This is a genomic window from Streptomyces sp. NPDC048462 (assembly GCF_043200175.1).
Taxonomy (GTDB): Bacteria; Actinomycetota; Actinomycetes; order Streptomycetales; family Streptomycetaceae; genus Streptomyces.
This window is the reverse complement of the sequence record NZ_JBICXG010000002.1, coordinates 198,696-225,545: the sequence shown is the minus strand read 5'-3', so window position 1 is coordinate 225,545 and position 26,850 is coordinate 198,696. Positions and strand designations below refer to the sequence as shown.

At 71.5% G+C, this 26,850-nt stretch carries 20 protein-coding genes; 16 read left to right on the top strand and 4 right to left on the bottom strand.

Features of this window, described 5'->3' with window-relative positions:
- Window positions 1-2: 2 nt before the first annotated feature.
- The 4 genes from ACGFU6_RS04255 to ACGFU6_RS04240 are packed head-to-tail and all read right to left on the bottom strand — an operon-like array spanning window position 3 to window position 5,654.
- Window positions 3-863 carry a 2Fe-2S iron-sulfur cluster-binding protein gene (locus ACGFU6_RS04255; RefSeq protein WP_123530908.1) on the bottom strand — a complete coding sequence of 287 codons (861 nt, stop codon included), beginning with the start codon at window positions 861-863 and terminating at the stop codon, window positions 3-5.
- Window positions 860-2,731: an NAD(P)H-dependent oxidoreductase subunit E gene (locus tag ACGFU6_RS04250; protein ID WP_393607978.1), complete on the bottom strand. Its 1,872-nt coding sequence runs from the start codon at window positions 2,729-2,731 to the stop codon at window positions 860-862. Before ACGFU6_RS04250 ends, ACGFU6_RS04255 begins: the two co-directional genes overlap by 4 nt.
- Complete coding sequence (locus ACGFU6_RS04245) at window positions 2,722-4,659, bottom strand: molybdopterin oxidoreductase family protein (protein WP_393607977.1); 1,938 nt, start codon at window positions 4,657-4,659, stop codon at window positions 2,722-2,724. The genes ACGFU6_RS04250 and ACGFU6_RS04245 overlap by 10 nt, the downstream gene beginning before the upstream one ends.
- Window positions 4,656-5,654, bottom strand: coding sequence for a 2-dehydropantoate 2-reductase (locus tag ACGFU6_RS04240; protein WP_393607976.1), 999 nt, complete (start codon window positions 5,652-5,654; stop codon window positions 4,656-4,658). The genes ACGFU6_RS04245 and ACGFU6_RS04240 overlap by 4 nt, the downstream gene beginning before the upstream one ends.
- Before the next feature lie 317 nt (window positions 5,655-5,971).
- Between ACGFU6_RS04240 and ACGFU6_RS04235 the strand changes: the two genes are divergently transcribed.
- From ACGFU6_RS04235 to ACGFU6_RS04160, 16 genes are all read left to right on the top strand, one after another.
- Complete coding sequence (locus tag ACGFU6_RS04235; RefSeq protein WP_123530900.1) at window positions 5,972-6,922, top strand: beta-ketoacyl-ACP synthase III; 951 nt, start codon at window positions 5,972-5,974, stop codon at window positions 6,920-6,922.
- A gap of 64 nt (window positions 6,923-6,986) precedes the next feature.
- Complete coding sequence (locus ACGFU6_RS04230; protein ID WP_393607975.1) at window positions 6,987-7,664, top strand: GntR family transcriptional regulator; 678 nt, start codon at window positions 6,987-6,989, stop codon at window positions 7,662-7,664.
- Between the two features lie 255 nt (window positions 7,665-7,919).
- A complete protein-coding gene (locus ACGFU6_RS04225) occupies window positions 7,920-9,101 on the top strand; it encodes an ROK family transcriptional regulator (RefSeq protein WP_123530896.1) in 1,182 nt (393 codons plus the stop codon).
- Window positions 9,102-9,353: 252 nt separating this feature from the next.
- Window positions 9,354-10,880 carry a sugar ABC transporter ATP-binding protein gene (locus tag ACGFU6_RS04220; RefSeq protein WP_393607974.1) on the top strand — a complete coding sequence of 509 codons (1,527 nt, stop codon included), beginning with the start codon at window positions 9,354-9,356 and terminating at the stop codon, window positions 10,878-10,880.
- Window positions 10,877-11,929, top strand: a complete 1,053-nt coding sequence (locus tag ACGFU6_RS04215; RefSeq protein WP_393607973.1) for an ABC transporter permease — start codon at window positions 10,877-10,879, stop codon at window positions 11,927-11,929. The genes ACGFU6_RS04220 and ACGFU6_RS04215 overlap by 4 nt, the downstream gene beginning before the upstream one ends.
- A gap of 70 nt (window positions 11,930-11,999) precedes the next feature.
- Complete coding sequence (locus ACGFU6_RS04210) at window positions 12,000-13,040, top strand: substrate-binding domain-containing protein (protein ID WP_393607972.1); 1,041 nt, start codon at window positions 12,000-12,002, stop codon at window positions 13,038-13,040.
- A gap of 227 nt (window positions 13,041-13,267) precedes the next feature.
- Window positions 13,268-14,518 carry a Gfo/Idh/MocA family protein gene (locus ACGFU6_RS04205; protein ID WP_393607971.1) on the top strand — a complete coding sequence of 417 codons (1,251 nt, stop codon included), beginning with the start codon at window positions 13,268-13,270 and terminating at the stop codon, window positions 14,516-14,518.
- A 12-nt stretch (window positions 14,519-14,530) separates the two neighbouring features.
- Window positions 14,531-15,535 (top strand): sugar phosphate isomerase/epimerase family protein, encoded by a 1,005-nt coding sequence (locus ACGFU6_RS04200; protein WP_393607970.1) that lies wholly within the window; start codon window positions 14,531-14,533, stop codon window positions 15,533-15,535.
- 349 nt (window positions 15,536-15,884) lie between these two features.
- Complete coding sequence (locus ACGFU6_RS04195; protein WP_393607969.1) at window positions 15,885-19,598, top strand: ThuA domain-containing protein; 3,714 nt, start codon at window positions 15,885-15,887, stop codon at window positions 19,596-19,598.
- Window positions 19,599-19,730: 132 nt separating this feature from the next.
- On the top strand, window positions 19,731-20,849 hold the full coding sequence (locus ACGFU6_RS04190) for an inositol-3-phosphate synthase (protein ID WP_393607968.1): 1,119 nt from the start codon (window positions 19,731-19,733) through the stop codon (window positions 20,847-20,849).
- Entirely contained in the window at window positions 20,846-21,814 is a 969-nt protein-coding gene (locus ACGFU6_RS04185; protein ID WP_393607967.1) for an SCO3242 family prenyltransferase, read from the top strand. The genes ACGFU6_RS04190 and ACGFU6_RS04185 overlap by 4 nt, the downstream gene beginning before the upstream one ends.
- Window positions 21,811-22,668: a sugar phosphate isomerase/epimerase family protein gene (locus tag ACGFU6_RS04180; protein WP_393607966.1), complete on the top strand. Its 858-nt coding sequence runs from the start codon at window positions 21,811-21,813 to the stop codon at window positions 22,666-22,668. The genes ACGFU6_RS04185 and ACGFU6_RS04180 overlap by 4 nt, the downstream gene beginning before the upstream one ends.
- A gap of 21 nt (window positions 22,669-22,689) precedes the next feature.
- The gene (locus ACGFU6_RS04175) at window positions 22,690-23,415 is read left to right on the top strand and encodes an EboA domain-containing protein (RefSeq protein WP_393607965.1); all 726 of its coding nucleotides are present in this window, start codon (window positions 22,690-22,692) and stop codon (window positions 23,413-23,415) included.
- The gene (locus ACGFU6_RS04170) at window positions 23,415-24,263 is read left to right on the top strand and encodes a TatD family hydrolase (RefSeq protein ID WP_393607964.1); all 849 of its coding nucleotides are present in this window, start codon (window positions 23,415-23,417) and stop codon (window positions 24,261-24,263) included. The genes ACGFU6_RS04175 and ACGFU6_RS04170 overlap by 1 nt, the downstream gene beginning before the upstream one ends.
- 4 nt (window positions 24,264-24,267) lie before the next feature.
- Window positions 24,268-25,443: a metabolite traffic protein EboE gene (gene eboE / locus ACGFU6_RS04165; RefSeq protein WP_393607963.1), complete on the top strand. Its 1,176-nt coding sequence runs from the start codon at window positions 24,268-24,270 to the stop codon at window positions 25,441-25,443.
- On the top strand, window positions 25,440-26,828 hold the full coding sequence (locus ACGFU6_RS04160) for an alkaline phosphatase family protein (RefSeq protein WP_393607962.1): 1,389 nt from the start codon (window positions 25,440-25,442) through the stop codon (window positions 26,826-26,828). The genes eboE and ACGFU6_RS04160 overlap by 4 nt, the downstream gene beginning before the upstream one ends.
- The last annotated feature ends 22 nt before the right edge of the window (window positions 26,829-26,850 follow it).

Below are 26,850 nucleotides of genomic sequence, written 5' to 3'. Positions count from 1 at the left end.
CGTTAGACCCGATTCTGTACGTGTTGGAAGCCGAAGCGGCCCTTGATGCAGAGGTTGCCGTGGGTCACCGGGTTGTCGTGCGGCGAGGTGACCTTCACGATCTCATTGTCCTGCACATGGAGCGTGATGTTGCAGCCCACCCCGCAGTAGGCGCAGACGGTGGTGGTCTCCGTCTGTGCCGGTTCGTCCCAGGTCCCGGCCGCCCGCATGTCGAATTCCGACTTGAACGACAGTGCCCCGGTCGGGCAGACCTCGATGCAGTTGCCGCAGTAGACACAGGCCGAATCGGTGAGCGGCACCCCGTGCTCGGTGGAGACGCGGGCGTCGAAACCGCGGCCCGCGATGGCGATGGCGAACGTGTTCTGCCACTGCTCGCCGCACGCGTCGACGCACTTGTAGCACTGGATGCACTTGTCGTAGTCCCGGACGTAGAGGTCGTTGTCGACCTTCGGCTCCTCGTTGACCCGGGCCGCGTCGGCGCCGAAGCGGCCCGGCTCCGCCCCGTACTCCTTGATCCACCCGGCGGCCCCGGGCGTCGTCGACAGGTCGGTGGACGAGGCGAGCAGCTCCAGCACGACCTTGCGGCTGTGCCGGGCCCGCTCGCTGTCGGTACGCACCGTCATCCCCGCCTCGGCCCGGCGCGAGCACGCCGGGGTGAGGGTGCGGGCCCCCTCCACCTCGACGACGCACACCCGGCAGGCGTTCTTCGGGGTGAGCGTGTCGCCCTGGCAGAGCGTCGGTACGTCCGTGCCGGCGGCCCGGCACGCCTCCAGGATCGTCGACCCCTCGGGCACCCGGGTCTCCCGGCCGTCGAGGGTGAACTCGATCAGCCGGCGCGGCAGTCGCAACGGAACAGCGGTCACTTGTAGACCCCCAGACGGTCGATGGCGGACTCGACGGCATTCCACGCGGTCTGGCCCAGACCGCAGATCGAGGCGTCGCGCATGGCCTGCCCCACCTCTCTCAGCAGGGCGATGTCATCGGCGGCCGCGGCGCCGGTACGGTCCTTGATCCGGTGCAGCGCCTCCTCCTGGCGCACCGTGCCGACTCGGCAGGGCACGCACTGGCCGCACGACTCGTCCCGGAAGAACTCCGCGATCCGCAGCAGGACGCGCGGCAGCTCCACCGAACCGTCCAGAACCAGTACGACGCCCGAGCCGAGCGTGGTGCCGGCGGCCCGGGTCCCCTCGAAGGTGAGCGGGATGTCCAGCTCGCCGGGGCGGACGAACCCGCCCGCAGCCCCGCCCAGGAGCACCGCGCGCAGATCCGGCGGCGGGCCCGCGAGCTCCAGCAGCTCCCGCAGGCTCGCGCCGAACGGCAGCTCGTAGACCCCGGGCCGGGCCACCTGTCCCGATACGCAGAACAGCTTGGTGCCGGTGGACGAGCCGGTGCCGGTGGCCGCGTAGGCGGCGGCGCCGTGTTCCAGGATCGCCAGCACGTTGACCAGCGTCTCGACGTTGTTCACGGCCGTCGGCTTCCCGAACAGGCCCTTCTCGACCGGGAACGGCGGTTTGGAGCGCGGCTCCCCGCGCTGCCCCTCGATCGAGTTGAAGATCGCGGTCTCCTCGCCGCAGACGTACGCCCCCGCGCCCCGCCGGATCTCGATGTCGAAGGCGTACCCCTGGCCCAGCACGTCGGGACCCAGCAGTCCGCGTGCGCGGGCACTGTCCAGGGCGTGGCTCAGCCGCTCGTACGCCCGGGGGTACTCGCCGCGCAGGTAGACGAACCCCTGCCGGGCACCGGTCGCGTAGCCGGCCACGGTCATCGCCTCGACGAGGGCGTACGGGTCGCCCTCCATCAGCACCCGGTCCTTGAAGGTGCCCGGCTCGCTCTCGTCGGCGTTGCAGACGAGGTAGTGCGGGGTGTCGGGCTGCCGCGCCGTGGCCTCCCACTTGCGGCCGGTCGGGAAGGCGGCGCCGCCCCGGCCGACGAGCCCCGCGTCGAGCACCTCCCGGATGACGCCGGCGGGGCCGAGGGCGAAGGCACGGCGCAGCGCGGTGTAGCCGCCGCTCGCACGGTAGTCGTCGAGGGAAGTGGGGTCCGTGGTGCCGATGCGCCTGAGGAGTACGAGGCCGGGGTCGCCGGCCTGGGGGACGGCGGCTTCGGCCGGGGGTTCGGCGGGGAAGGCTTCCGGGGCGCGGGCCGAGCCGGTGAGCGTGTCGGCCGTGAGGGTTCCGGCGGTGAGGGTTTGGGCGGTGGCGGGGGCGATGACCGAGGAGGTGTGCGGGGCGCCCGCCCGGAGCAGCAGCGCAGCCGGGGCCCTTTCGCACAGGCCCAGACAGGGGCTCTCCTGCCAGACCGCACCCTCCACCGGTGTGCCCGCCGGGGCCAGGGACGCCGTCAGCTCCGCGCACAGCGCGGCCGAGCCCCGGGCCGCACAGGCCAGGTCCGTGCAGACGTGGAGGACCTTCGCCGGGCGGGGGCGCAGCGAGAACATCGCGTAGAACGTGGCGACGCCGTACGCCTCGGCCGGGGCCACCGTCAGCCGGCGGCAGATGTAGTCCAGGGCGCCCTCGCTGATCCAGCCCACCCGGTCGTTCACCGCGTGCAGCGCCGGCAGCAACCGGTCGCGCCGGTCCTTGGCGGCCGCCGCGCCGCCCCTGGCCCACCGCAGGTCCTCATCGCTGCGGGTGGCCGCTCCCTCCCAGCCGGACGGCGGCGGGCCCAGCAGGGCGTCCACGGCCTGCCGTTCGGTGTCCGTGGGGGCGGCGCCGGTGAATTTCAGGTCCATGCGGGCACCAGCTTCTCGATCCGGATCGCGGAGGCCTTGAACTCGGCGGTGCCGGCGATCGGACAGTTCGCCTCGATCGTCAGCACGTTGGTGTCGACCTCGTCGGGGAAGTGCATCGTCATGAAGGCGAGTCCGGGCCGCAGCCCGGCCTCGATCCACACCGGTGCGGTGACGCTGCCCCGCCGGGACGACACCCGGACCTCCTCGCCGGCCGTGACCCCGTAGGCGGCAGCGTCCTCCGGGCAGAGCTCGATGTACTCGCCGCGCCGCAGCGGGGAGGCGTAACCACCGCTCTGCACGCCGGTGTTGTACGAGTCCAGCCGTCGCCCCGTGGTCAGTCGCAGCGGGTACTCCTCGTCGGTGAGGTCGACCGGCGGATCGTGCCGGACGAGACCGAAGGGGGCGGCAGGGCCGCGGCGTAACGGATCGGTCTCCCAGAGCCGGGCGTGCAGGAAGCTCGACGGGAGCCGGTCCGTGTCGGGGCAGGGCCACTGGAGCCCCTGGTGTTCCGCCAGCCGGTCATACGTCATCCCGAAGTGGTCGGGGGAGAGCGAGCGCAGCTCGTTCCACACCGTCTCGGCGTCGGTGAACTTCCAGTCGTGGCCCAGGAGCCCGGCGAGCGCGCAGATGATGTCGATGTCCTCCCGGGCCTCGCCGGGCGGCACCAGCGCCGCCCGTACCCGCTGCACCCGGCGCTCGCTGTTGGTGGTGGTCCCGTCGGTCTCGGCCCAGGCGGCGGTCGCGGGCAGCACCACGTCCGCCAGCTCCGCGGTCCTCGTCAGGAAGATGTCCTGCACCACCAGGTGGTCCAGGGCCTTCAGCCGCCGTACGGCCTGTTCGCTGTCGGCCTCCGACTGGGCCGGGTTCTCGCCGATGCAGTACACCGCACGCAGTGCGCCGCTCTCCATCGACTCGAACATCTCGGTGAGCGTCATTCCGTACCGGGGCTGGATGACCGTGTCCCAGCTCCGCTCGAACTTCTGCCGGGAGTGCGGGTCGAGGATGTCCTGGAAGCCGGGCAGCTTGTCGGGGATGGCGCCCATGTCGCCGCCGCCCTGCACGTTGTTCTGCCCGCGCAGGGGCTGGACGCCGGAGCCGTACCTGCCGACGTGGCCGGTGAGCATCGACAGGTTGATCAGGGCGCGGACGTTGTCGGTGCCGTTGTGGTGCTCGGTGATGCCCAGCGTCCAGCACAGCTGGGCCCGTTCGGCGGTGGCGTAGGCGTGGGCCAGATCGCGGATCGCCTCGGCCGGCACCCCGGTCACCTGCTCGGCCGCCGAGAGCGTCCACGGCTCGACGAGCGCCGCGTACTGCTCGAAGCCGGTGGTCGCGCGGGCCACGAACGCCCGGTTGACCAGCCCGGCGTGGATGATCTCGCGGCCGATCGCGTGGGCGAGCGCGATGTCCGTACCGACGTTCAGGCCGAGCCAGCTCTCCGCCCACTCCGCTGTGGAGGTGCGGCGCGGGTCGACGGCGTGCATGCGGGCGCCGTTGCGGATGCCCTTCAGCACGTGCTGGAAGAAGATCGGGTGCGCGAAGCGGGCGTTGGATCCCCACATCACGATGAGATCGGTGTGCTCGACCTCCTCGTAGGAGGAGGTGCCGCCGCCCGAGCCGAACGCCGCCGAGAGGCCGGCGACGCTGGGGGCGTGACAGGTCCGGTTGCAGGAGTCCACGTTGTTGGTGCCCATCACCACCCGGGTGAACTTCTGCGCCACGTAGTTCATCTCGTTCGTGGCGCGGGCGCAGGAGAGCATCGCGAAGGCGTCGGGCCCGTACTCCTGCCGGGTCTGCCGGAACCCGGCAGCCGCGCGGGCCAGCGCCTCGTCCCAGCCGGCCCGGCGCAGGGTGCCGTCCGGGTCCCGGACCAGCGGGTGCGTCAGCCGTTCGTACTGCTTGCGCTCACGTCGCTTGCGGTTGTTGTTCACGGTGCGCTCCCTGCTGGGGCCGGGGCGGGCGAGGAGGTGGTGGCGAGGAGATCGGCGAGTGCGTGCACGGCGCGCAGCGTCGGTACGGGGACACCGGCCAGGGCCGCCAGTTCGACGACGGCCGCGAGCAGTACGTCGAGTTCCAGGGGCTTGCCCTTCTCCAGGTCCTGGAGGGTGGAGGTCTTGTGGTCGCCGACGCGCTCGGCGCCCGCGAGGCGCCGCTCCACGGAGATCTCGGGCCGGCAGCCGACCGCGGCCGCGACGTCGAGGGTCTCGCGCATCATCGAACCGACGAGTGCGCGGGTGTCCGGGTGGCGGCAGATCTGGCCCATGGTGGCTCTGGCCAGCGCGCTGATCGGGTTGAACGAGATGTTGCCGAGCAGCTTGATCCAGATGTCCTTGCGCAGATCGGGTTCCACCGGGCATTTGAGCCCGCCGGCGACCATGGCCTCGCTGAACTCCCGGCAGCGGCGGGACACGGTCCGGTCGGGCTCGCCGATGGAGAACCTGGTCCCTTCGAGATGGCGGACGACACCGGGTGCCTCGATCTCCGTCGCCGCGTAGACGACGCAGCCGATCGCCCGCTCGGGCGGCAGCGTGGAGCTGACCGTGCCGGCCGGATCGACGCTGTTGATACGGCGGCCGGCGTGCGGGCCCGTGAGCCCGTGGAAGTACCACCAGGGGATGCCGTTCTGTGCGGCGACGACTGCCGTGCGGTCGTGCAGCAGGGGGTGGACCAGGGGGCCCGACGCGGCGTACGAGTTGGCCTTCAGTCCGAGGAACACGAAGTCGACGGGCCCGACCTCCGAGGGGTCGTCGGTGGCCGACGGGTGTGCGGTGAAGTCGCCGCGGGGGCTGAGGACGCATACGCCGTCACGGCGCATGGCGGCCAGATGGGGCCCGCGGGCGATGAGATGGACCTCGGCGCCGGCGCGGTGGAGCGCGGCCCCGACATAGGCGCCGATCGCGCCGGCACCGACAACTGCGACTTTCACGGGGCTCTCCGTTCGGTAGGGACCGAGCGAGGCGGGAGCGGGGGAAGCAGTGCGAGGGGGTACAGCAGGAAGGAGCGGGACAGCGGGGCGGAGGGGGTGTGGCGGGAAGGCGGGGCACGTCGGGAAGCACGTGACTGGAACAGGAGACGCTGTCAAGTCGACAGAATATTGTCTACAGTATGCGGTCTACCGGGTCAAGGCTGTTGTCAAGCCTCCAATCGTCGAGCGGTATTCCTGTGGGATCACGTGTCTCTGTACCGGTCGGTAGCGACCAAGACTGGATGGTTCCTGCCATATGTAGCGAGGGGAACCTGAATATGACCGGCTCACGCGTCGTGGCGCTCGGCCACTATCAGCCCGCCAAGGTGCTCACCAACCATGACCTGGCCGCCATGGTGGACACCAGTGACGAGTGGATCACCAGCCGCGTCGGCATCAAGACCCGTCACCTCGGTGGCCCCGACGAGCCGGTGGACGAGCTGGCCGCACACGCTGCGGCCAAGGCGCTCGCCACCGCCGGGCTCCAGCCCTCGGACATCGATCTGGTGCTGGTCGCCACCTCCACCGCGATCGACCGGTCACCGAGCATGTCGGCCCGCGTGGCCGCCCGCCTCGGCATGACGTCACCCGCGGTGATGGACATCAACGTGGTCTGTTCCGGTTTCACCCACGCCCTCGCCACCGCCGACCACGCCGTGCGCGCCGGAGCGGCCACCCGCGCGCTCGTGATCGGCGCCGACAAGATGGGCGACATCGTCGACTGGACCGACCGCACCAGCTGCGTGCTGATGGGGGACGGCGCCGGGGCCGCGGTCGTGGTCGCCGACTCCGGCTCGGCCGCCCGGCCGGGCATCGGGCCGGTGCTGTGGGGTTCGGTGCCCGGCATGGGGGACGCGGTACGGATCGAGGGGACGCCGCCGCGCTTCGCCCAGGAAGGGCAGTCGGTCTACCGCTGGGCGACCACCCAGCTGCCGCCCATCGCCCGCAAGGTGTGCGAGAAGGCCGGGCTCACCCCCGAGGATCTCGCCGCGGTGGTCCTGCATCAGGCCAACCTGCGGATCATCGAACCGGTCGCCAGGAAGATCGGCGCCGTCAACGCGGTCATCGCCCGGGACGTGGTGGACTCCGGCAACACGTCCGCAGCCTCGATCCCGATGGCCCTGTCCAAGCTGGTGGAACGGGGCGAGGTCGCCACCGGCGCTCCGGCGCTGCTCTTCGGCTTCGGCGGGAACCTCAGCTACGCGGGTCAGGTGATCCGCTGTCCCTGAGGGGACTTGTGCTCGGTAGACTGTAGACGATAAGCAATTGCTCGTCGCTCGGAGGGGGACCGCAATGTTGTCCGCAGGACTGCCGCAAGGGACCGTGCCGAAGCTGGAACGCCCCGGTCCGCTGCGTGAGCGGGTCTACGAGGCGCTGCTCGAACTCATCACCACCCGTGCGCTGCGTCCCGGTCAGCACCTGGTCGAGAGCGAGCTGGCCGGCCATCTCGGGGTGTCCCGGCAGCCGGTGCGCGAGGCCCTGCAGCGGCTCAACACCGAGGGCTGGGTCGATCTGCGGCCCGCCCAGGGCGCGTTCGTCCATGAGCCCACGGAGGACGAGGCGGACCAGCTGCTGTCGGTCCGTACGCTCCTGGAGGCCGAGGCCGCCCGGCTCGCCGCCGCCAACTCCGGCAGCGCGGGCATCGCCGCCCTGGAGGAGCTGTGCGCCAGGGGCGAGCGGGCCGTCGCCGACGACGACGTGGACCTGGCGGTCGCGACCAACGCCGCCTTCCACGCCAAGGTCATGGAGCTGGCCGGCAATGTCGTCCTCGCCGAGCTGGCCGGCCAGGTGGACCGCCGGGTCCGCTGGTACTACACCCCCGTCGCCCGTCAGCGGGGCATCCGGTCCTGGACCGAGCACCGCGCGCTGATCGCCGCGATCTCCTCGCGCGACGAGCAGCAGGCCACGGCCGTCATGCGCTCCCACACGGAACACACCCGCCAGAGCTACCACCAGCGCCAGGAGGGCTGACCTCCCCGCTTCCCATGCCCTCGAACGCCGGCTGAGGAATCAGCCCGCCCGGCGATCGGGGGCATCGTCGTGCCCGTCGCCGACGGCGGCCGGCGGCCCCCTCCGAGGCCGGCGCCCACACCTCTTTGTCCTCAGGGTGGAGAAAGTTGTGGTGGATTCCTGCGCAACTTCTTCCCACTCCGGGCAAGCGCTGCTACGTTCCCCTCCAAAGCCCGACGGACAGGCCGATGTGGCGGGGAGGGGCGCGTGAGACGTATGACGGCACGACCCGCGAATGCGCATCAGGCGCGACTGCTTCGGCTGTTGCGCGACGGCGGGCCCAACTCACGGGCACAGCTGGGGGATCAGGTCGATCTCTCCCGCTCCAAGCTCGCCGTCGAGGTGGACAGACTGCTGGAGACCGGCCTTGTGGTGGCCGACGGACTCGCCGCATCCCGCGGCGGGCGTCGCTCGCACAACATCCGGCTCGCCCCGGCACTGCGCTTCCTCGGCGTCGACATCGGCGCCACCTCGGTCGACGTGGCGGTCACCAACGCGGAGCTGGAGGTCCTGGGTCACCTCAACCACCCCATGGACGTACGCGAGGGCCCCGTCGCCATCTTCGAGCAGGTGCTGTCCATGGCGGCCAAGCTCCGGGCCTCCGGGCTCGCCGAAGGGTTCGACGGCGCGGGGATCGGCGTACCGGGGCCGGTCCGCTTCCCCGAGGGAATCCCGGTCGCACCGCCGATCATGCCCGGCTGGGACGGCTTCCCGGTCCGCGAGGCGCTCAGCCAGGAGCTGGGCTGCCCCGTGATGGTCGACAACGACGTGAACCTGATGGCGATGGGGGAGCAGCACGCGGGCGTCGCACGCTCCGTGGGCGACTTCCTCTGCGTCAAGATCGGCACCGGTATCGGCTGCGGCATCGTCGTCGGCGGCGAGGTCCACCGGGGTACGACGGGCAGTGCGGGCGACATCGGCCACATCCAGGTCGAACCGGACGGGCGCCCCTGCGCCTGTGGCAACCGGGGCTGCCTGGAAGCGCACTTCAGCGGCGCCGCACTGGCCCGCGACGCCGAGGACGCCGCCCGTGCCGGGCAGTCGACGGAGCTCGCGGCCAGGCTGTCGGCGTCCGGGAAACTCACCGCCGTCGACGTCGCCGCCGCCGCGGCCGCGGGCGACGCCACCTCGCTCGACCTGATCCGCGAAGGCGGAAACCGGGTCGGGCAGGTCATCGCGGGACTCGTCAGCTTCTTCAACCCCGGTCTGGTGGTGATCGGCGGCGGGGTGACCGGACTGGGTCACACGCTGCTGGCCAGCGTCCGGACCCAGGTCTACCGGCAGTCACTGCCACTGGCCACCGGCAACCTCCCCATCGTGCTGGGCGAGCTGGGACCCGCCGCCGGAGTGATCGGCGCGGCCAGGCTCATCAGCGACCACCTCTTCTCACCGGCCTGACCCCGGCAGCACCGGCCCGAAACCGGCACCACCGGCCTGCTCACCGGGCCACAGCACGTGCAAGAGCCGCGCACCACCCGCACGATCGCTCTCCCGCCTGATCGCTCTCCCGTCCGATCCGCCTCCCGCCGGACCGATCCTCGGCCGGCCGGCAAGAAAGGCACCACCCCGCGCCAGCGGCCGGGGTCCGGGTGAACCCCGGGACCGTACTTCGCCCTGCCCGCTCACCGGCACCCGCCGAGGGGATTTGTCATGGCTCCAGAACCACCCCTGCTCACCATGTCCGGCATCACCAAGTCCTTCCCCGGCGTGCGCGCCCTGGACGGCGTCGACCTGGAAGTCCAGGCCGGCGAGGTCCACTGTCTGCTCGGCCAGAACGGGGCGGGCAAATCCACCCTCATCAAGGTGCTCGCCGGGGCCCACCAGCCCGACGACGGTGAGATCATCTGGCGCGGATCACCCGCCGTGCTCAAGACGCCCATCACCGCGATGCGCCTCGGGATCGCCACCATCTACCAGGAACTCGACCTGGTGGAGGGGCTGTCGGTCGCCGAGAACGTCTTCCTCGGCCACGAGCCGACCACCGCGGGCTTCGTCGTCCGCACCCGTGACGGCCGCACCGCCGCCGCCGCGCTGCTGAAGCGCCTCGGGCACCCGGAGATCGACCCGGCCCGTCCGGTCGGTGAACTCTCCGCGGCCCAGCAGCAGATCGTCTCGATGGCCCGCGCGCTCTCCCACGACGTACGGCTCATCGTGATGGACGAACCGTCCGCGGCCCTGGACCCCGACGAGGTGGCCAACCTCTTCCGCATCGTCGCCTCCCTGACCGCCGACGGGGTCGCGGTCGTCTACATCTCCCACCGGCTGGAGGAGATCCGCCGGATCGGCGACCGGGTGACCGTGATCAAGGACGGCAGGACCGTCGCGGTCGGCCTGCCCGCCGAGTCCACACCCACGCGCGACATCGTTGCCATGATGACCGGCCGCAATGTCGAGTACGTCTTCCCGCCGAGGCCGGACACCGCGCCCGCGGGCAGCGTGGCCGAACCGGTGCTCAGGGTCGAAGGCCTCACCAGGAAGGGCGAGTTCGCCCCGGTCGACCTGGAACTCAGGCCCGGCGAGATCGTCGGCCTGGCCGGGCTCGTCGGCTCCGGGCGCTCCGAGATCCTGGAGACCATCTACGGAGCCCGCCGCGCCACCGCCGGACAGGTCACCGTCGCCGGCAAGCCCCTGCGGACCGGCAGTGTCCGCGCCGCCGTCGCGGCCGGCATCGGCCTCGCCCCCGAGGAACGCAAGGCGCAGGCCCTGCTGATGCTCGAATCCGTCACCCGCAATGTCTCCGTGTCGACCATGTCCCGTTTCTCCAGGGGTGGTTGGCTCGACCGGGGGGCCGAGCGCAAGGCGGCCCGCGCCGCCACCCGCGAGCTCTCGCTGCGCCCCGACAACCCGGACGCCCCCGTCCGCACGCTCTCCGGGGGCAACCAGCAGAAGGCGGTCCTGGCCCGCTGGCTGCTGCGCGGCTGCCGGGTGCTGCTGCTCGATGAACCGACCCGCGGAGTGGACGTCGGCGCCCGCGCCGAGCTCTACGCCGTGATCCGCCGGCTGGCCGACGAAGGCCTCGCCGTACTGCTCGTCTCCAGCGAAGTGCCCGAAGTCCTGGGCCTCGCCGACCGGGTGCTGGTGCTCCGTGAGGGTCATGTCGTGCATACGGCGGCCGCCACGGAGCTCGACGAGCACCGCGTACTCGACCTCGTGATGGAAGGGAGCCCGACGTCATGACGCAGCCCGTCTCCTCGGCACAGCAGAGCGGGCCGGACAAGGGCGCCGCGCCCGTATCCGTCCCCGCGCCCCCGTCGAAGAAGGACAGGTCCCCGCGAGCCTTCGGGCTGCGCGTCGACCTGCGCAGCCTCTCGCTGCTGGGCGTTCTCGCCGCACTGATCGTCGTCGGCGCGATCACCGAGCCCGACGCCTTCCTGGACACCGGGAACCTTCAGCTGATCCTGACCCAGGCATCGGTCATCGGCGTGGTGACCGTCGGGGTGACCTTCGTCATCACCAGCGGCGGCATCGACCTGTCCGTCGGCGCCATGGTCGCCCTCGCCTCGGTCTGGGCGACCACCCTGGCCACCCAGGAATACGGCTTCGTGGGCATCCTGTTCACCGCGATGCTCGTCGGCCTGGGGGCCGGCCTGATCAACGGTGTGCTCATCGCGTACGGCCGGCTGGTGCCGTTCATCGCGACACTGGCGATGCTCGCCTCCGCCCGGGGCATGGCCCTGCTGATCACCGACGGCAAGACCCAGATCGTCACCGTCAAGTCGGTCCTGGACCTCGGCCTGCCCGGCTCCTACGTCCTGGGCATCCCGCCACTGGTCATCATGTTCGCGGTGGTCACCGTCATCGGCTGGCTGCTGCTGAACCGTACGACCTTCGGCCGCCGCACCGTCGCCGTCGGCGGCAACGCGGAGGCGGCCCGGCTGGCGGGCATCGACGTACGGCGCCAGCGCCTCTACCTCTACCTGCTGTCCGGACTCTGCTGCGGCATCGCCGCCTTCATGCTGATCATCCTGTCCGGCTCGGGTCAGAACACCAACGGCAACCTGTACGAGCTGGACGCCATCGCCGCCGCGATCATCGGCGGCACCCTGCTCACCGGCGGCCGGGGCACCATCGTCGGCTCCGTGCTGGGTGTCCTCGTCTTCACCACCATCACCAACATCTTCGCGCTCAACAACCTGCAGAGCGACGTCCAGCAGATCGCCAAGGGCGCGATCATCGTCGCCGCCGTACTGGTCCAGAGCCGCACGTCGGCCCACCGGGATACCTGACTTTTAGTCAACTCCCCATCATTTCCTGCCTGTTCCGCATGTCCACGCACGGATGAAGGGTTTGACAGCCATGCCAGAAACCAGCCGAAGAGGACTGCTTTTCGGGACTGCGGCGGTCTCAGCGGGTGCCCTCCTCAGCGCCTGCACCAGCAACGACCCCAAGGAGAAGGACACCGCGGCGCAGAGCAACGCGCCCGCCGCCGACGACAAGCCGGGCAAGCCCCTCACCATCGGATTCGCCGGTCCGCAGGCCGACCACGGCTGGCTCAACGCGATCAACGAGAACGCGAAGTCGCGGGCGAAGAAGTACTCCGAGATCACGCTGGAGACCACCGAGGGCTCCAACGACACCGCCGCCCAGATCGGCCAGGTCAAGACCCTCATCAACAAGAAGGTCGACGTCCTCATCATCCTGCCGGCCGACGGCAAGGCGCTCACCCAGGTCGGCCTGGAGGCGATGCGGGCGGGTATTCCCGTCGTCAACCTGGACCGTATCTTCGCCTCCCCGCAGGCCTACCGCTGCTACGTCGGCGGTGACAGCTACGGCATGGGGCTCAACGCCGGGACCTACATCGGCGAGCAGCTCAAGGACAAGCCGAACGCCAAGGTCGTCGAGCTGGCCGGCATCGACAGCCTGGAGCTCACCAAGCAGCGCAGCCAGGGCTTCGCGGACGCGCTGAAGAACTACTCCAACATCAAGCTGGTGGCCCGTCAGGCAGCCGACTTCACCGTCGAGTCCGGCCAGGCGAAGATGGCGCAGCTCCTCCAGGCGCAGAAGAAGTTCGACGCTCTGTGGAACCACGACGACGACCAGGGCGTGGGCGCGCTGCGCGCCATCGAGCAGGCGGGCCGGGACGAGTTCCTGATGGTCGGCGGGGCCGGGGCCAAGTCCGCGATGGACGCCATCAAGGCCGGCAACAGTGTCCTGAAGGCCACCGTGCTCTACCCGCCGACGATGGCCGCCTCGGCCGTCGACCTGGCCCGCGCGCTCGGCCAGGGCAAGGGTGTGGCCGGCCTCTCCGAGATGGAGATCCCGACCAACCTCACGCTCTACTCCGCGGTGGTCACCAAGGAGAACATCGATCAGTACCTGCCGACGGGCTTCAACTGAGCCCGACCGGCCCTTGGGGGGTGGGAGAAGGAGCGGGGCTGGGTGCGTGCAGCTGCAAGGCGGAGGATTGAGGCATGGCGGAGCCATGGTGATTGACGACAACGCGGCAGATGTGCGTATCCAGCCCCGCGACGCCGCCCCCCAAGGGCCGGTCGGGCTGAGGCCCCGCGGGAGGGTGCTGACCCTCCCGCCGCACCCACCGAACCACCGATGAGGAGGAAGTCCGGATGGCCCGTAGGGAAGAGACGGAGCAGGAGGCGGCGGCGCCGCCGACGTACCGGCCGATGGCGAGCGTGCCCACGCTCGGGGTCGGCATGGTCGGATACGCGTTCATGGGCGCCGCGCACTCGCAGGGGTGGCGTACGGCCGGCCATGTCTTCGAGCTGCCGATGCGGCCCGCTCTCGCCGCGATCTGCGGACGCGACCGCAAGGCGGTCGAGGCCGCCGCCGACCGGCACGGCTGGGCGGCGGCCGAGACCGACTGGCGGGCCCTGATCGCCCGGGACGACGTGCAGCTCGTCGACATCTGCACCCCGGGCGACAGCCATGCGGAGATCGCCATCGCGGCCCTGGAGGCGGGCAAGCACGTGCTGTGCGAGAAGCCGCTCGCCAACACGGTCGCGGAGGCCGAGGCCATGACCGAGGCTGCGGCGCGCGCAGCCGCCCGGGGTCAGGTGGCGGTGGTCGGCTTCAACTACCGCAAGGTACCCGCCATCACCTATGCCCGGAAGCTGATCGCGGAGGGGCGGCTCGGCACCCTGCGGCACGTACGCGCCACCTACCTCCAGGACTGGCTGGTCGACCCCGCCTCGCCGCTCACCTGGCGGCTGGAGCGGGAACACGCGGGCTCGGGCGCGCTCGGCGACCTCGGGGCGCACATCGTCGACCTCGCCCAGTTCCTCGCGGGGGAGCTGCTGGTCGGGGTGTCCGCGGTCACCGAGACCTTCGTACGCGAACGGCCCCTGCGGACCGGCTCGTCGAACGGCCTGGCCGGGATCGCGGACACCGGCGCGCGAGGGGCGGTCACGGTGGACGACGCCGCGCTCTTCACCGGTCGGCTCGCCTCCGGCGCGGTGGCCTCCTTCGAGGCGACGCGGATGGCGGCCGGCCGGAAGAACGCGCTGCGCCTGGAGATCAACGGGGAGCTGGGCTCGCTCGCCTTCGACCTGGAACGGCTCAACGAGCTGTCCTTCCACGACCACACCGAGCCCGCCACCACGGCCGGCTTCCGGCGGATCCTGGTCACCGAGCCCGAGCATCCCTACCTGGAGGCCTGGTGGCCGCCGGGCCACGCCCTCGGGTACGAGCACACCTTCATCCACCAGGCCCGCGACGTGGTCCGCACCATCGCGGAGAACGGCGCGCCCACACCGTCCTTCGCGGACGGGCTCCAGGTGCAGCGGGTGCTGGCGGCGGTGGAGGAGAGCGCCGCGAAGAACTCCGTGCACACCCCCGTACAACCGACCGCACAGCTCTAGGAGGTCCTGCGCATGCCCCGTCCCTTCACCCTCTTCACCGGTCAGTGGGCCGATCTGCCACTGGAGGAGGTCTGCCGGCACGCCCGTGACTTCGGCTACGACGGCCTCGAACTGGCCTGCTGGGGCGACCACTTCGAGGTGGACAAGGCTCTGGCCGACCCCGGCTACCTGGAGAGCCGTCACCAGCTGCTCGACAAGTACGGGCTGAAGTGCTGGGCGGTCTCCAACCACCTGGTCGGCCAGGCCGTCTGCGACAGCCCGATCGACGAGCGCCACCAGGGCATCCTGCCCGCCCGGATCTGGGGGGACGGGGAGCCCGAAGGGGTGCGCCGCCGGGCCGCCGAGGAGATCAAGAACACCGCGAGGGCGGCCGCCGCGTTCGGGGTCGACACGGTCATCGGCTTCACCGGCTCGTCGATCTGGCACCTGGTGGCGATGTTCCCGCCGGTCCCGCCGCACATGATCGAACGGGGCTACGAGGACTTCGCCGAGCGCTGGAACCCGATCCTGGACGTGTTCGACGCGGAGGGGGTGCGGTTCGCCCACGAGGTGCACCCGAGCGAGATCGCGTACGACTACTGGACCACGCACCGCGCGCTGGAGGCCGTCGGCCACCGGCCGGCCTTCGGGCTGAATTTCGACCCCAGCCACTTCGTCTGGCAGGACCTGGACCCGGTCGGTTTCCTCTACGACTTCCGGGACCGGATCTACCACGTGGACTGCAAGGAGGCCCGCAAGCGGCTGGACGGCCGCAACGGCCGGCTGGGCTCCCATCTGCCGTGGGGTGACCCGCGGCGCGGCTGGGACTTCGTCTCGGCCGGGCACGGCGATGTGCCGTGGGAGGACGTGTTCCGGATGCTGCGGTCCATCGAGTACGACGGACCGGTCTCCGTGGAGTGGGAGGACGCCGGCATGGACCGCCTCACGGGCGCGCCGGAGGCGCTGGCCTCGCTGAAGCGGTTCGACTTCGACCCGCCGAGCACGTCGTTCGACGCGGCGTTCGGCGGCAACGACTGACGGACGCCTCCGGGAGCGCGGCCCCCTGCCCGGGGCCGCGCTCCCGGACCCCCGCGCCACGATCGCGGGAGGAGCTGAACCGTGTCCGGCGGCACGCGGTACGCCGTCGGGCCGCTCCGTCCTGTCCTCACCCTGCTTTGTCCTGACCAAGGAAAAAGTTCAACAAGACCGCTGCACAAGGGCTTTCCAGCCAGGACGAACAGGTCTACCGTCCAGAACGTGTACACGACATGACTCTCGTCACCGGGGCCGCACAGGCCCCGACTGACCTGCGCGGCAGTCCCCGCGCGGAACGGCACGGCAGCACCCGCACCCGCCCGTACAACCGGCACTCTCCGGAGGACAACTCGTGCACAGAACCCGAAGCAGGACCGGATCACGGCTCCGCGTCCGTAAGTCCCTCGCCCTGTTCACCGGCGCCCTGCTCGCCGCCGCCACCCTCAGCCTGGGCACATCGGGCATCGCCGCCGCCCACGAGGAGCCCGCCCCGGCCCCGGCCGCCGAGGACTTCCAGCAGGTGACCCTCGCCAAGGGGGTGGCCGAGACCGGCGAGCCCATGACGCTGGCGGTGCTCCCGGACCGCGGCGTCCTGCACACCGCCCGGGGCGGCGAGCTGTGGCTCACCGACAGCGGCGGCGACACCACCCTCGCGGGCACCCTCCCCGTCTACTCGCATGACGAGGAAGGCCTCCAGGGCGTCGGCGTCGACCCGGACTTCGAGAAGAACCGGGCGATCTACCTCTACTACGCGCCGCCGCTCGACACCCCGGCCGGCGACGCCCCCGAGAACGGCACCGCCGCCGACTTCGCCAAGTTCGACGGGGTCAACCGGCTCTCGCGCTTCGTCCTCAAGGAGGACGGCACGCTCGACATGGCCAGCGAGAAGAAGGTCCTCGACATCCCGACCTCGCGCGGCATGTGCTGCCACGTCGGCGGGGACATCGACTTCGACGCACAGGGCAACCTGTACATGTCGACCGGCGACGACTCCAACCCGTTCGCCTCCGACGGCTACTCCCCGATCGATGAACGGCCGGACCGCAACCCGGCGTTCGACGCCCGCCGCTCGGCCGGCAACACCAACGACCTGCGCGGCAAGATCATCCGCATCAAGGTCGCCGAGGACGGCACGTACACCGTCCCGGACGGGAACCTCTTCGCGCCGGGCACGGACAAGACCCGTCCCGAGATCTACGCGATGGGCTTCCGCAACCCCTTCCGCTTCACCGTCGACAAGACCACCGGCATCCTGTACGTCGGTGACTACGGCCCCGACGCCGGTGCGGCCGACCCGAAGCGCGGCCCCGCCGGACAGGTGGAGTTCGCCCGCGTCACCAAGCCCGGCAACTTCGGATGGCCGTACTGCACGGGCAACAACGACCCGTTCATCGACTACGACTTCGCGACGAAGACCTCCGGTGAGGCCTTCGACTGCGCCGCCCCCAAGAACACCTCCCGGTACAACACCGGGCTGGTCGACCTGCCGCCGGCCCAGCCCGCCTGGATCCCGTACGACAACGGGTCCGTGCCCGAGTTCGGCACCGGCTCGGAGTCCCCGATGGGCGGACCCGTCTACCACTACGACGCCGACCTCGACTCGCCCGTGAAGTTCCCGGAGAGCTACGACGGCGACTTCTTCGCCGGTGAGTTCGGCCGGCAGTGGATCAAGCGCATCGAACAGGACGCCGACGGCAAGGTGCAGTCCATCAACGACGTGCCGTGGTCCGGCACCCAGATCATGGACATGGCCTTCGGGCCCGACGGCGCGCTGTACGTCCTGGACTACGGCACCGGCTACTTCGGCGGCGACGAGAACTCCGCCCTCTACCGGATCGAGAACGCCACCGGCGGACGCTCACCGATCGCCGAGGCCACCGCGAACAAGACCTCTGGCACGGCACCGCTCAAGGTCGCCTTCTCCTCCGCCGGCACCACCGACGGCGACGGGGACGCGCTCACCTACAGCTGGGACTTCGGTGACGGCGGTAAGTCCACCGCCGCCAACCCCGCCTACACGTACAAGAAGAACGGCACCTACACCGCCACCGTCACCGCCACGGACCCCACCGGCCGCACCGGAACGGCCAACGTCCACGTGACCGTCGGCAACACCGCTCCGGTCGTGAAGCTGGAACTCCCCGGTGACGGGCAGCTGTTCAGCTTCGGCGACGAGATCCCGTTCAAGGTGACCGTCACCGATCCCGAGGACGAGGCCATCGACTGCTCCAAGGTCGAGGTCCGCTTCATCCTCGGCCACGACGCCCACGGCCACCCCATCACCTCGGCCCACGGCTGCACCGGCACCATCAAGACCGAGATGGACGGCGGGCACGACCCCAACGCCAACATCTTCGGGGTCATCGACGCCTCGTACACCGACGGCGGGGGCGGCGGCCAGGCCGCACTGTCCGGTCACGACCAGTCCGAGCTCCAGCCGCGCCACCGCCAGGCCGAGCACTTCAGCGACTCGTCCGGCATCAAGACCTACGACAAGGCGAACGCCGAGGGCGGCAAGACCGTCGGCGACATCGACAACGGCGACTGGATCTCCTTCAAGCCGTACATGCTCGGGGACTCCACCAAGCTCACCGCCCGGATCGCCTCCGGCGGAGCCGGCGGCTTCCTCGAAGTCCGCTCCGGCTCGGCCGACGGTAAGATCCTCGGCTCCGCACCCGTCCCGGTGACCGGCGGCTGGGAGGTCTTCCAGGACATCGACGTACCACTGCGCGGCGTCCCGAAGAAGTCCACCGAGCTCTTCCTGGTCTTCAAGGGAGGCGACGGAGCGCTCTACGACCTCGATGACTTCGAGCTCTCCAACACCGCGCCCGACAAGACCGCCAAGCGGGTCCTGGTCTTCTCCAAGACCGCCGGCTTCCGCCACGACGCGATCCCCGAGGGCATCGCCGCACTGAAGGAACTCGGCAAGGACAGCAACATCACGGTCGACGCGACGGAGGAGGCCGGCCAGTTCACCACCTCCAACCTGGCCCGCTACGACGCCGTGGTCTTCATGTCGACCACGGGTGACGTCCTCAACGCCGACCAGCAGAAGGCGTTCGAGAACTTCGTGACCACCGGCGGCGGATACGTCGGCGTGCACGCCGCCGCCGACACCGAGTACGACTGGCCGTTCTACGGCGGACTCGTCGGCGCGTACTTCGACAGCCACCCCGCCATCCAGCCCGTCACCGTCCGGGTCGAGGACCACAAGAACCCGGCCACCGCGCACCTGGGCGAGGCCTGGGACCGCACCGACGAGCTGTACAACTACCGCACCAACCCGCGCGGCAAGGTCAAGGTCCTCGCCACCCTCGACGAGACGACCTACACCGGCGGCAACATGAAGGGCGACCACCCGATCACCTGGTGCCAGAGCTACCAGGGCGGCCGGTCCTTCTACACCGGCCTCGGTCACACCAAGGAGTCGTACGCCGACCCCGACTTCCGCAAGGTCCTCTCGGGCGGGCTGCGCTACGCGGCCGGCCAGGTGAAGGCCGACTGCAAGCCGGACACCGGCTACCGCTCGATCTTCAACGGCAAGACGCTCGAAGGCTGGAAGCAGGCCGGACCCGGCACGTTCGACGTCGTCGACGGCGAGCTGCGCTCCGAGGGCGGCATGGGCCTGCTCACCTACCAGGCCAAGGAGCTGAAGTCGTACTCCCTGAAGCTCGACTGGAAGCTGGCGGGCGACGACAACTCCGGAGTCTTCGTCGGCTTCCCGGAGTCCGACGACCCCTGGTCCGCGGTCGACAACGGCTACGAGGTCCAGATCGACGCCACCGACGCCCCCGACCGCACCACCGGCGCCGTCTACACCTTCAAGTCGGCCAACATCAAGGCCCGCGACCAGGTGCTGCGGCCGCCCGGCCAGTGGAACAGCTACGAGATCAAGGTCCAGGGTGAACGGCTCCAGATCTTCCTCAACGGAGTGAAGATCAACGACTTCACCAACACCGACCCGGCCCGCAGCCTCAAGGACGGCTACATCGGCCTCCAGAACCACGGGGCCGACGACCAGGTGTCCTTCCGCAACATCCAGCTGAAGGAACTGCCCTCCGCATAGGGCCACCGTCCGGACGGCGGGCGGGCGGGACACCACACCCCACCCGCCGTCCGCACCCCCATACCCCCCATCCCCTCAGGCACAGCGCCACCAGCTCTGCACCGCCAGGACCCCCAGCCAGGGAGGCAGCCCGTGTCAGCACACGCCGTTCGTACCGGAGTCTGGTTCATCGGAGCACGCGGCTCCGTCGCCACCACCGCCACGGCGGGGTGCGCAGCGGTCGCGGCGGGTCTCCACCCGGCCGCCGGCATGGTCACCGAGACCGCACCGTTCGCCGAGAGCGGTCTGCCACCCGTCGGCTCACTCGTCTTCGGCGGGCACGACACCCTGGACTGCCCACTTCCCAAACGGGCCGAAGTACTCGCCGCCGGGGGAGTGCTGCCGCACGGCCTGCCCTCCGCGGTGGAATCCGAACTCGCCAAGGCCGACGCCGAGATCCGCCCCGGCGGACCGCTCCCCGGCGACACCCGCACGGACGAGGAACTCGTCACGGCGTTTGCCGCCGACCTCACCGACTTCACCCGCCGGGGCGGCCTGGCCAGGACCGTCGTCATCAACGTCGCCTCCACCGAGCCGGCCCCCGAGCCCGGCGCCCGGCGGCTGCCCGCCAGCTCCCTCTACGCCGCCGCCGCCCTCCGCGCCGGCTGCCCCTATGTCAACTTCACCCCCTCCACCGGGCTGCGCACCCCCGCCCTCCAAGCCGCCGTCGCGGCGTGCGGACTTCCTCACGCGGGCCGCGACGGCAAGACCGGCCAGACCCTGCTGCGCTCCGTGCTCGCCCCGATGTTCGTGCAGCGGGCCCTGCCGGTACGGGCCTGGTCCGGCACCAACCTGCTCGGCGGCGGCGACGGGGCGGCACTGGCCGACCCGGCGGCGGCCGCCGCGAAGAACGCCGGCAAGGAACGCGTCCTGGCCGACACGCTCGGCGCCGCCCCCGAGGGCGAGGTCCACATCGACGACGTGCCGGCGCTCGGGGACTGGAAGACGGCCTGGGACCACATCGCGTTCGACGGGTTCCTCGGCGCCCGCATGGTCCTCCAGACCACCTGGCAGGGCTGCGACTCGGCACTCGCCGCGCCCCTGGTCCTCGACCTGGCACGGCTGCTGGCCCGCGCCCAGGAGGTCGGCCTGACCGGGCCACGTCCCGAACTCGGCTTCTACTTCAAGGACCCGGACGGCGGCCCCGCCGCCCTGTCCGCCCAGTACCTGGCGCTGCTCTCCTTCGCGGAGCGGCTGCGGGGCGAGAAGTGACGGTACGCGCCTGGGCGGAACTGCTCAGGGTCTCCGCGCTGTTCACCGTGCCGGGCGACGCGCTGGCGGGCGCGGCAGCCGTCGGGCGCCGCCCCGGCCGTTCCACCGCCCTCGCCGTCGGCGCCTCGCTCTGTCTGTACGAGGCGGGCATGGCCCTCAACGACTGGGCCGACCGCGAAGAGGACGCCGTGGACCGCCCGCACCGGCCGATCCCCTCGGGCCGGATCACCCCCCGCGCGGCGCTCACCGCCGCCGGTGCGCTGACCGCGGCGGGCCTGGCTCTGGCCGCCCGCGCGGGCCGCCCGGCCCTGACGGTGGCCACCGGCCTCGCGGCGACGGTCTGGGCGTACGACCTGCGGCTGAAGCACACCCCGGCGGGCCCGGCGGCGATGGCGGCGGCGCGCGGCCTGGACCTCCTCCTCGGCGCGACGGCGACGGCGACGGCGAAGGCCACCGGGACCGCCTCCGCGACGGCCCTTGAGACCTCCGCCGCCACCGATTCCGCGCCCCCGGCCCCGCCCACGGCCCGCACCGCCGTGCCCGCCGCGCTCCCCGCAGCCGCCCTGCTGACGGCCCACACCTACGCGGTCACCGCCGTCTCGCGCCACGAGGCACAGGGCGGCTCCACCACCGCACCCCTCGCCGCCCTCACCGCGGTCGCCGCGCTCGGCGCCGTGACCGTGCGGGAGCGGCCGGGGAAGGGGGAGCGGGCGTCGGCCCCCGCCCGGCTCCTGCTCACCGCGCTCACCGGCGCCTACCTGCGCACCGCCGGCCGCCCGCTCGTCCACGCCGCGCTCAACCCGTCGCCGCCGCTCACCCAGCGCGCCGTCGGCGGCGGCATCCGGGCGATGATCCCGCTCCAGGCCGCCCTCGCCACCCGGGCCGGAGCCTCCGGCACCGCGCTCGCCGTGATGGGCCTCGTCCCGCTCGCCCGCAGCCTCGCCCGGAAGGTGAGCCCCACATGACGATCCGCCTCGGCTACGGCACCAACGGACTCACCGACCTCCGTCTGGGCGACGCGCTCGGCCTCCTCGCGGACCTCGGGTACGACGGCGTCGGCCTCACCCTCGACCACATGCACCTCGACCCGATGGGCCCGGACCTCCTCGCCCGCACCCGGCGGGTCGCCGGCCGGCTCCAGGAGCTGGGGCTCGGCGTCACCGTGGAGACCGGGGCCCGCTACGTCCTGGACCCGCGCCGCAAGCACGGCCCGTCCCTGCTCGACCCGGACCCCGAGGCCAGGGCGGCCAGAACCGGGCTGCTCGTGCGGGCCGTGGGCGTCGCCGCCGAACTCGGCGCCCACGCCGTGCACTGCTTCAGCGGGGTCATGCCTCCGGGTACCGATGCCGGGACCGGCTGGGACCGGCTGACCGGCGCGCTCACCCCGGTCATCGACGCGGCGCAGCGGGCCGGGGTGCCGCTGGCCATCGAGCCCGAACCAGGACACCTCCTCAGCCACCTCTCCGACTTCCACCACCTGCGCGCACTGTGCGGTGAACCGGAGCCGCTCGGGCTCACCCTCGACATCGGCCACTGCCAGTGCCTTGAGCAGGCCTCGCCCGTGGACTGCGTACGCGACGCGGCCCCCTGGCTGCGGCACGTCCAGATCGAGGACATGCGCCGCGGCGTCCACGAACACCTGCCCTTCGGCGAGGGCGAGATCGACTTCCCGCCCGTACTCGCCGCCCTCGACGCCCTTGGCGACAACGGATACCAGGGGCTCACCGTCGTCGAACTGCCCCGCCACTCCCACGCGGGCCCCGAACTCGCCCGGACCTCCATCGAGTTCCTGCGCAAGTACGGTCCGCCGAGCCGCTAGCCCGCCGAAGGGAGCCACGCCATGCCGAAGACCCCGCCGAAGAACCGGCCGGGCGCCCCGCTGCTGACCCGCAGGGAACTCGACGCACAGCTCGGGGGCGCCGCCCGCGCCTGGCTCGACGAAGCCCTCGCCGAGGCCGCCCACGCCGCCGCGCACCCGGACACCGAACCCACCGCCAACGCCTACACCGTCCCCCCGTGGGAACTGCGCTACGCCGCGGCCGGCCGGCACTGCGGACTCGAACGCGGCGACTCCGTACGCGTCCTGCTGCTCACCGGGGCCCGTGCCGGCCTCGACGCCGTGACCCGGCTCTACGAACAGGGCACCGCCGCCGAACGGCGCGCCGTGCTGCTCGCGCTGCCCGCTCTGAGCCTCGGCGCCACCGCCGTCGCCCTCGTCGAGGACGCCCTGCGCGCCAACGACACCACGCTGATCGCCGCCGCTGTCGGCCCGTACGCCGGCGAGCACCTCGACCCGCACAACTGGCGCCACGCCGTTCTCAAATGCCTCTTCACCGGCGTCCCCGTCGACGCCGTCGACCAGCTGGCCCGGCGCGCCCGGGGCGACGCGGAACTCGCCCGGATGCTGGGTGACTACGCGGCCGAGCGCATCGCGGCGGGCCGCCCCGTCCCCGCCGACCTGCACCACGTACTCGCCCTCACGGCCCCCGGCCCCGCCACCACCGGCCCCGCAGCCCCCGGTCCCGCCGCCCCCACGGCCTCAACGGCCCCATCCGAGGAGTCCTGATGCGCATCTTCGACCCCCACATCCACATGACGTCCCGCACCACGGACGACTATCAGGCGATGTACGACGCCGGGGTCCGGGCGCTCGTCGAACCCTCCTTCTGGCTCGGCCAGCCCCGCACCTCGCCGAGCAGCTTCTTCGACTACTTCGACGCCCTGCTCGGCTGGGAGCCCTTCCGCGCCGCCCAGTACGGCATCGCGCACCACTGCACACTCGCCCTCAACCCCAAAGAGGCCAACGACCCGCGCTGTACCCCGGTGCTGGACGCCCTGCCGCGCTACCTCGTCAAGGACTCCGTCGTCGCCGTCGGCGAGATCGGCTACGACTCCATGACCCCGGCCGAGGACACCGCGCTGGCCGCCCAGCTCCAGCTCGCCGCCGACCACGGGCTGCCCGCACTCGTCCACACCCCGCACCGCGACAAGCTCGCCGGTCTGCGCCGCACCATCGACGTCGTACGCGAATCCCACCTCGCCCCGGAGCTGGTCGTGCTCGACCACCTCAACGAGACGACGGTGAAGGACGCCCTGGACAGCGGCTGCTGGGCCGGCTTCTCCATCTACCCCGACACCAAGATGGACGAGGACCGCATGATCGCCGTCCTCAAGCTGCACGGCACCGAGCGCATCCTCGTCAACTCCGCCGCGGACTGGGGCAAGAGCGACCCGCTGAAGACCCGCGGCGTGGCCGACGCGATGCTGGCCGCCGGCTTCACCGAGGACGACGTCGACCAGGTGCTGTGGCGCAACCCCGTCGCCTTCTACGGCCAGAGCGGCCGCCTCCACCTGGACACCCCGGCCCCGCAACAGCTCCACGAGGGCAACTCCATCCTCCGCGGCGGCGAGTGAGGCCATGCGCTTCCGCCACCCCGACGGATCCGTCGTCCACCTCGCGTACTGCACCAACGTCCACCCCGCCGAGACCCTCGAAGGCGTCCGCGCCCAACTGCGCGACCACTGCGAACCCGTACGCAGACGGCTCGGCCGCGACCGCCTCGGCATCGGCCTCTGGCTCGCCAGGGACGCCGCCCGCACCCTGGTCAACGACCCCGCCCAACTGCGCTCCCTGCGCGCCGAGCTCGACCGCCGGGGGCTGGAGGTCGTCACCCTCAACGGCTTCCCGTACGAGGGCTTCGGCGCCGAAGAGGTCAAGTACCGGGTGTACAAACCGGACTGGACGGACCCCGAACGCCTCGCCCACACCACCGACCTCGCCCGGCTCCTCGCCACGCTCCTGCCCGACGACGTCACCGACGGCACCATCTCCACCCTGCCCATCGCCTGGCGCACCCCGTACACCGGCGACCCCGAGGCGGCCCGCACCGCCCTGGCCGCGCTCACCACCCTCGGGGAACGCCTGGACGCGCTGGCCGAACTCACCGGCAAATCCATCCGGATCGGCCTCGAACCCGAACCCGGCTGCACCGTCGAGACCACCGCCGACGCCATCGCACCGCTCACCGCCATCGCCCACGAACGCATCGGCATCTGCGTCGACACCTGCCACCTCGCCACCTCCTTCGAGGACCCGGACACCGCACTCGACGCGCTCGCCGCCGCGGGCATCCCCGCCGTCAAGGCACAGCTCTCCGCCGCCCTGCACGCCGAGCACCCCCACCTCCCCGAGGTACGCACCGCGCTCGCCGCCTTCGCCGAACCCCGCTTCCTCCACCAGACCCGCGTCGCCACCGCCGCCGGGCTGCGCGGCACCGACGACCTCGACGAGGCGGTCACCGGCGAGGCCCTGCCCGACAGCGCCCCGTGGCGCGCCCACTTCCACGTACCCCTGCACGCGCCACCCGCGCCACCGCTCACCTCCACCCTCCCCGTGCTCCGGTCCACCCTGACCCGGCTGGTCGGCGGTCCGCGGCCGCTCACCCGGCACCTGGAGGTCGAGACGTACACCTGGCAGGCGCTCCCGGCGGAGCTGCGCCCCAGGACGCGTGCCCAGCTGGCGGACGGCATCGCCGCCGAACTCACCCTCGCCCGCGACCTCCTGGTCGACCTCGGCCTCAAGGAGCTGCCATGACCACCGAGGGCTCACCCACGCCCCTCCTCGTCCTCGACGTCGTCGGGCTCACCCCCCGGCTCCTCGAACACATGCCGAACCTCAAGGCTCTCGGCGGGAGCGGCACCCACGCCCCGCTCGGCACCGTGCTCCCCGCCGTGACGTGTGCCGCCCAGTCCACCTTCCTCACCGGCACCATGCCCGCCGAGCACGGGATCGTCGCCAACGGCTGGTACTTCCGTGAACTCGGTGACGTCCTCCTGTGGCGTCAGCACAACGGACTGGTCGAGGGCGACAAGCTCTGGGACGCGGCCCGCCGCGCCCACCCCGGCTACACCGTCGCCAACATCTGCTGGTGGTACGCGATGGGCGCCGACACCGACTTCACCGTCACCCCGCGACCCGTCTACTACGCCGACGGCCGCAAGGAGCCCGACTGCTACACCCGCCCGCCGGCCCTCCACGACGAGCTCACCGAGAAGCTCGGCACCTTCCCCCTCTTCCACTTCTGGGGACCCGGCGCCGACCTCGTCTCCTCGCAGTGGATCATCGACGCGACCCGGCACGTCATCGACACCCGCCACCCCGACCTCGCCCTCTGCTACCTCCCGCACCTCGACTACGACCTCCAGCGCTACGGTCCCGACGACCCGCGCGCCTTCAAGGCCGCAGCCGACCTCGACCGGGCCGTCGCCCCGCTCCTGGACGACGCCCGCCGAGAGGGCCGCACCGTCGTCGCCCTCTCCGAGTACGGGATCACCCGGGTGGACCGGCCCGTCGACATCAACCGCGCCCTGCGCCGCGCCGGACTCCTGGAGGTCCACACCCAGGACGGCATGGAGTACCTCGACCCGATGACCTCCCGGGCCTTCGCCGTCGCCGACCACCAGATCGCGCACGTCTACGTACGCCGCCCCGAGGACCTCGAAGCGGCCCGCGAGGCGCTCGCCGGACTGCCGGGCATCGAGCAGCTCCTGGACGACGAGGGCAAGAAGGCGCACGGCCTCGACCATCCGCGCTCCGGCGAGCTGGTCGCCGTCGCGGAGCCGGACGCCTGGTTCACGTACTACTACTGGCTCGACGACGCCCGCGCGCCCGACTTCGCCCAGCTCGTCGAGATCCACCGCAAACCCGGCTACGACCCCGTCGAACTCTTCCTGGACCCCCGGGACCCGTACGTCAGGGTAAAGGCCGCGACCGCCGTCGCCCGCAAGAAGCTCGGCATGCGCTACCGCATGGCGGTCGTCCCGCTCGACCCGTCACCGATCCGCGGCAGCCACGGCCGCCTCCCCCTGAGCGACGAAGAAGGGCCGCTCATCCTCTGCTCCACCCCCCACGCCTTCAGCGGCCCGGTCCGGGCCACCGAAGTGAAGTCCCTGCTCCTCACGCTTGCCGGCCTCGCATGAGATCGGTCCGCGCGCAGCCCTG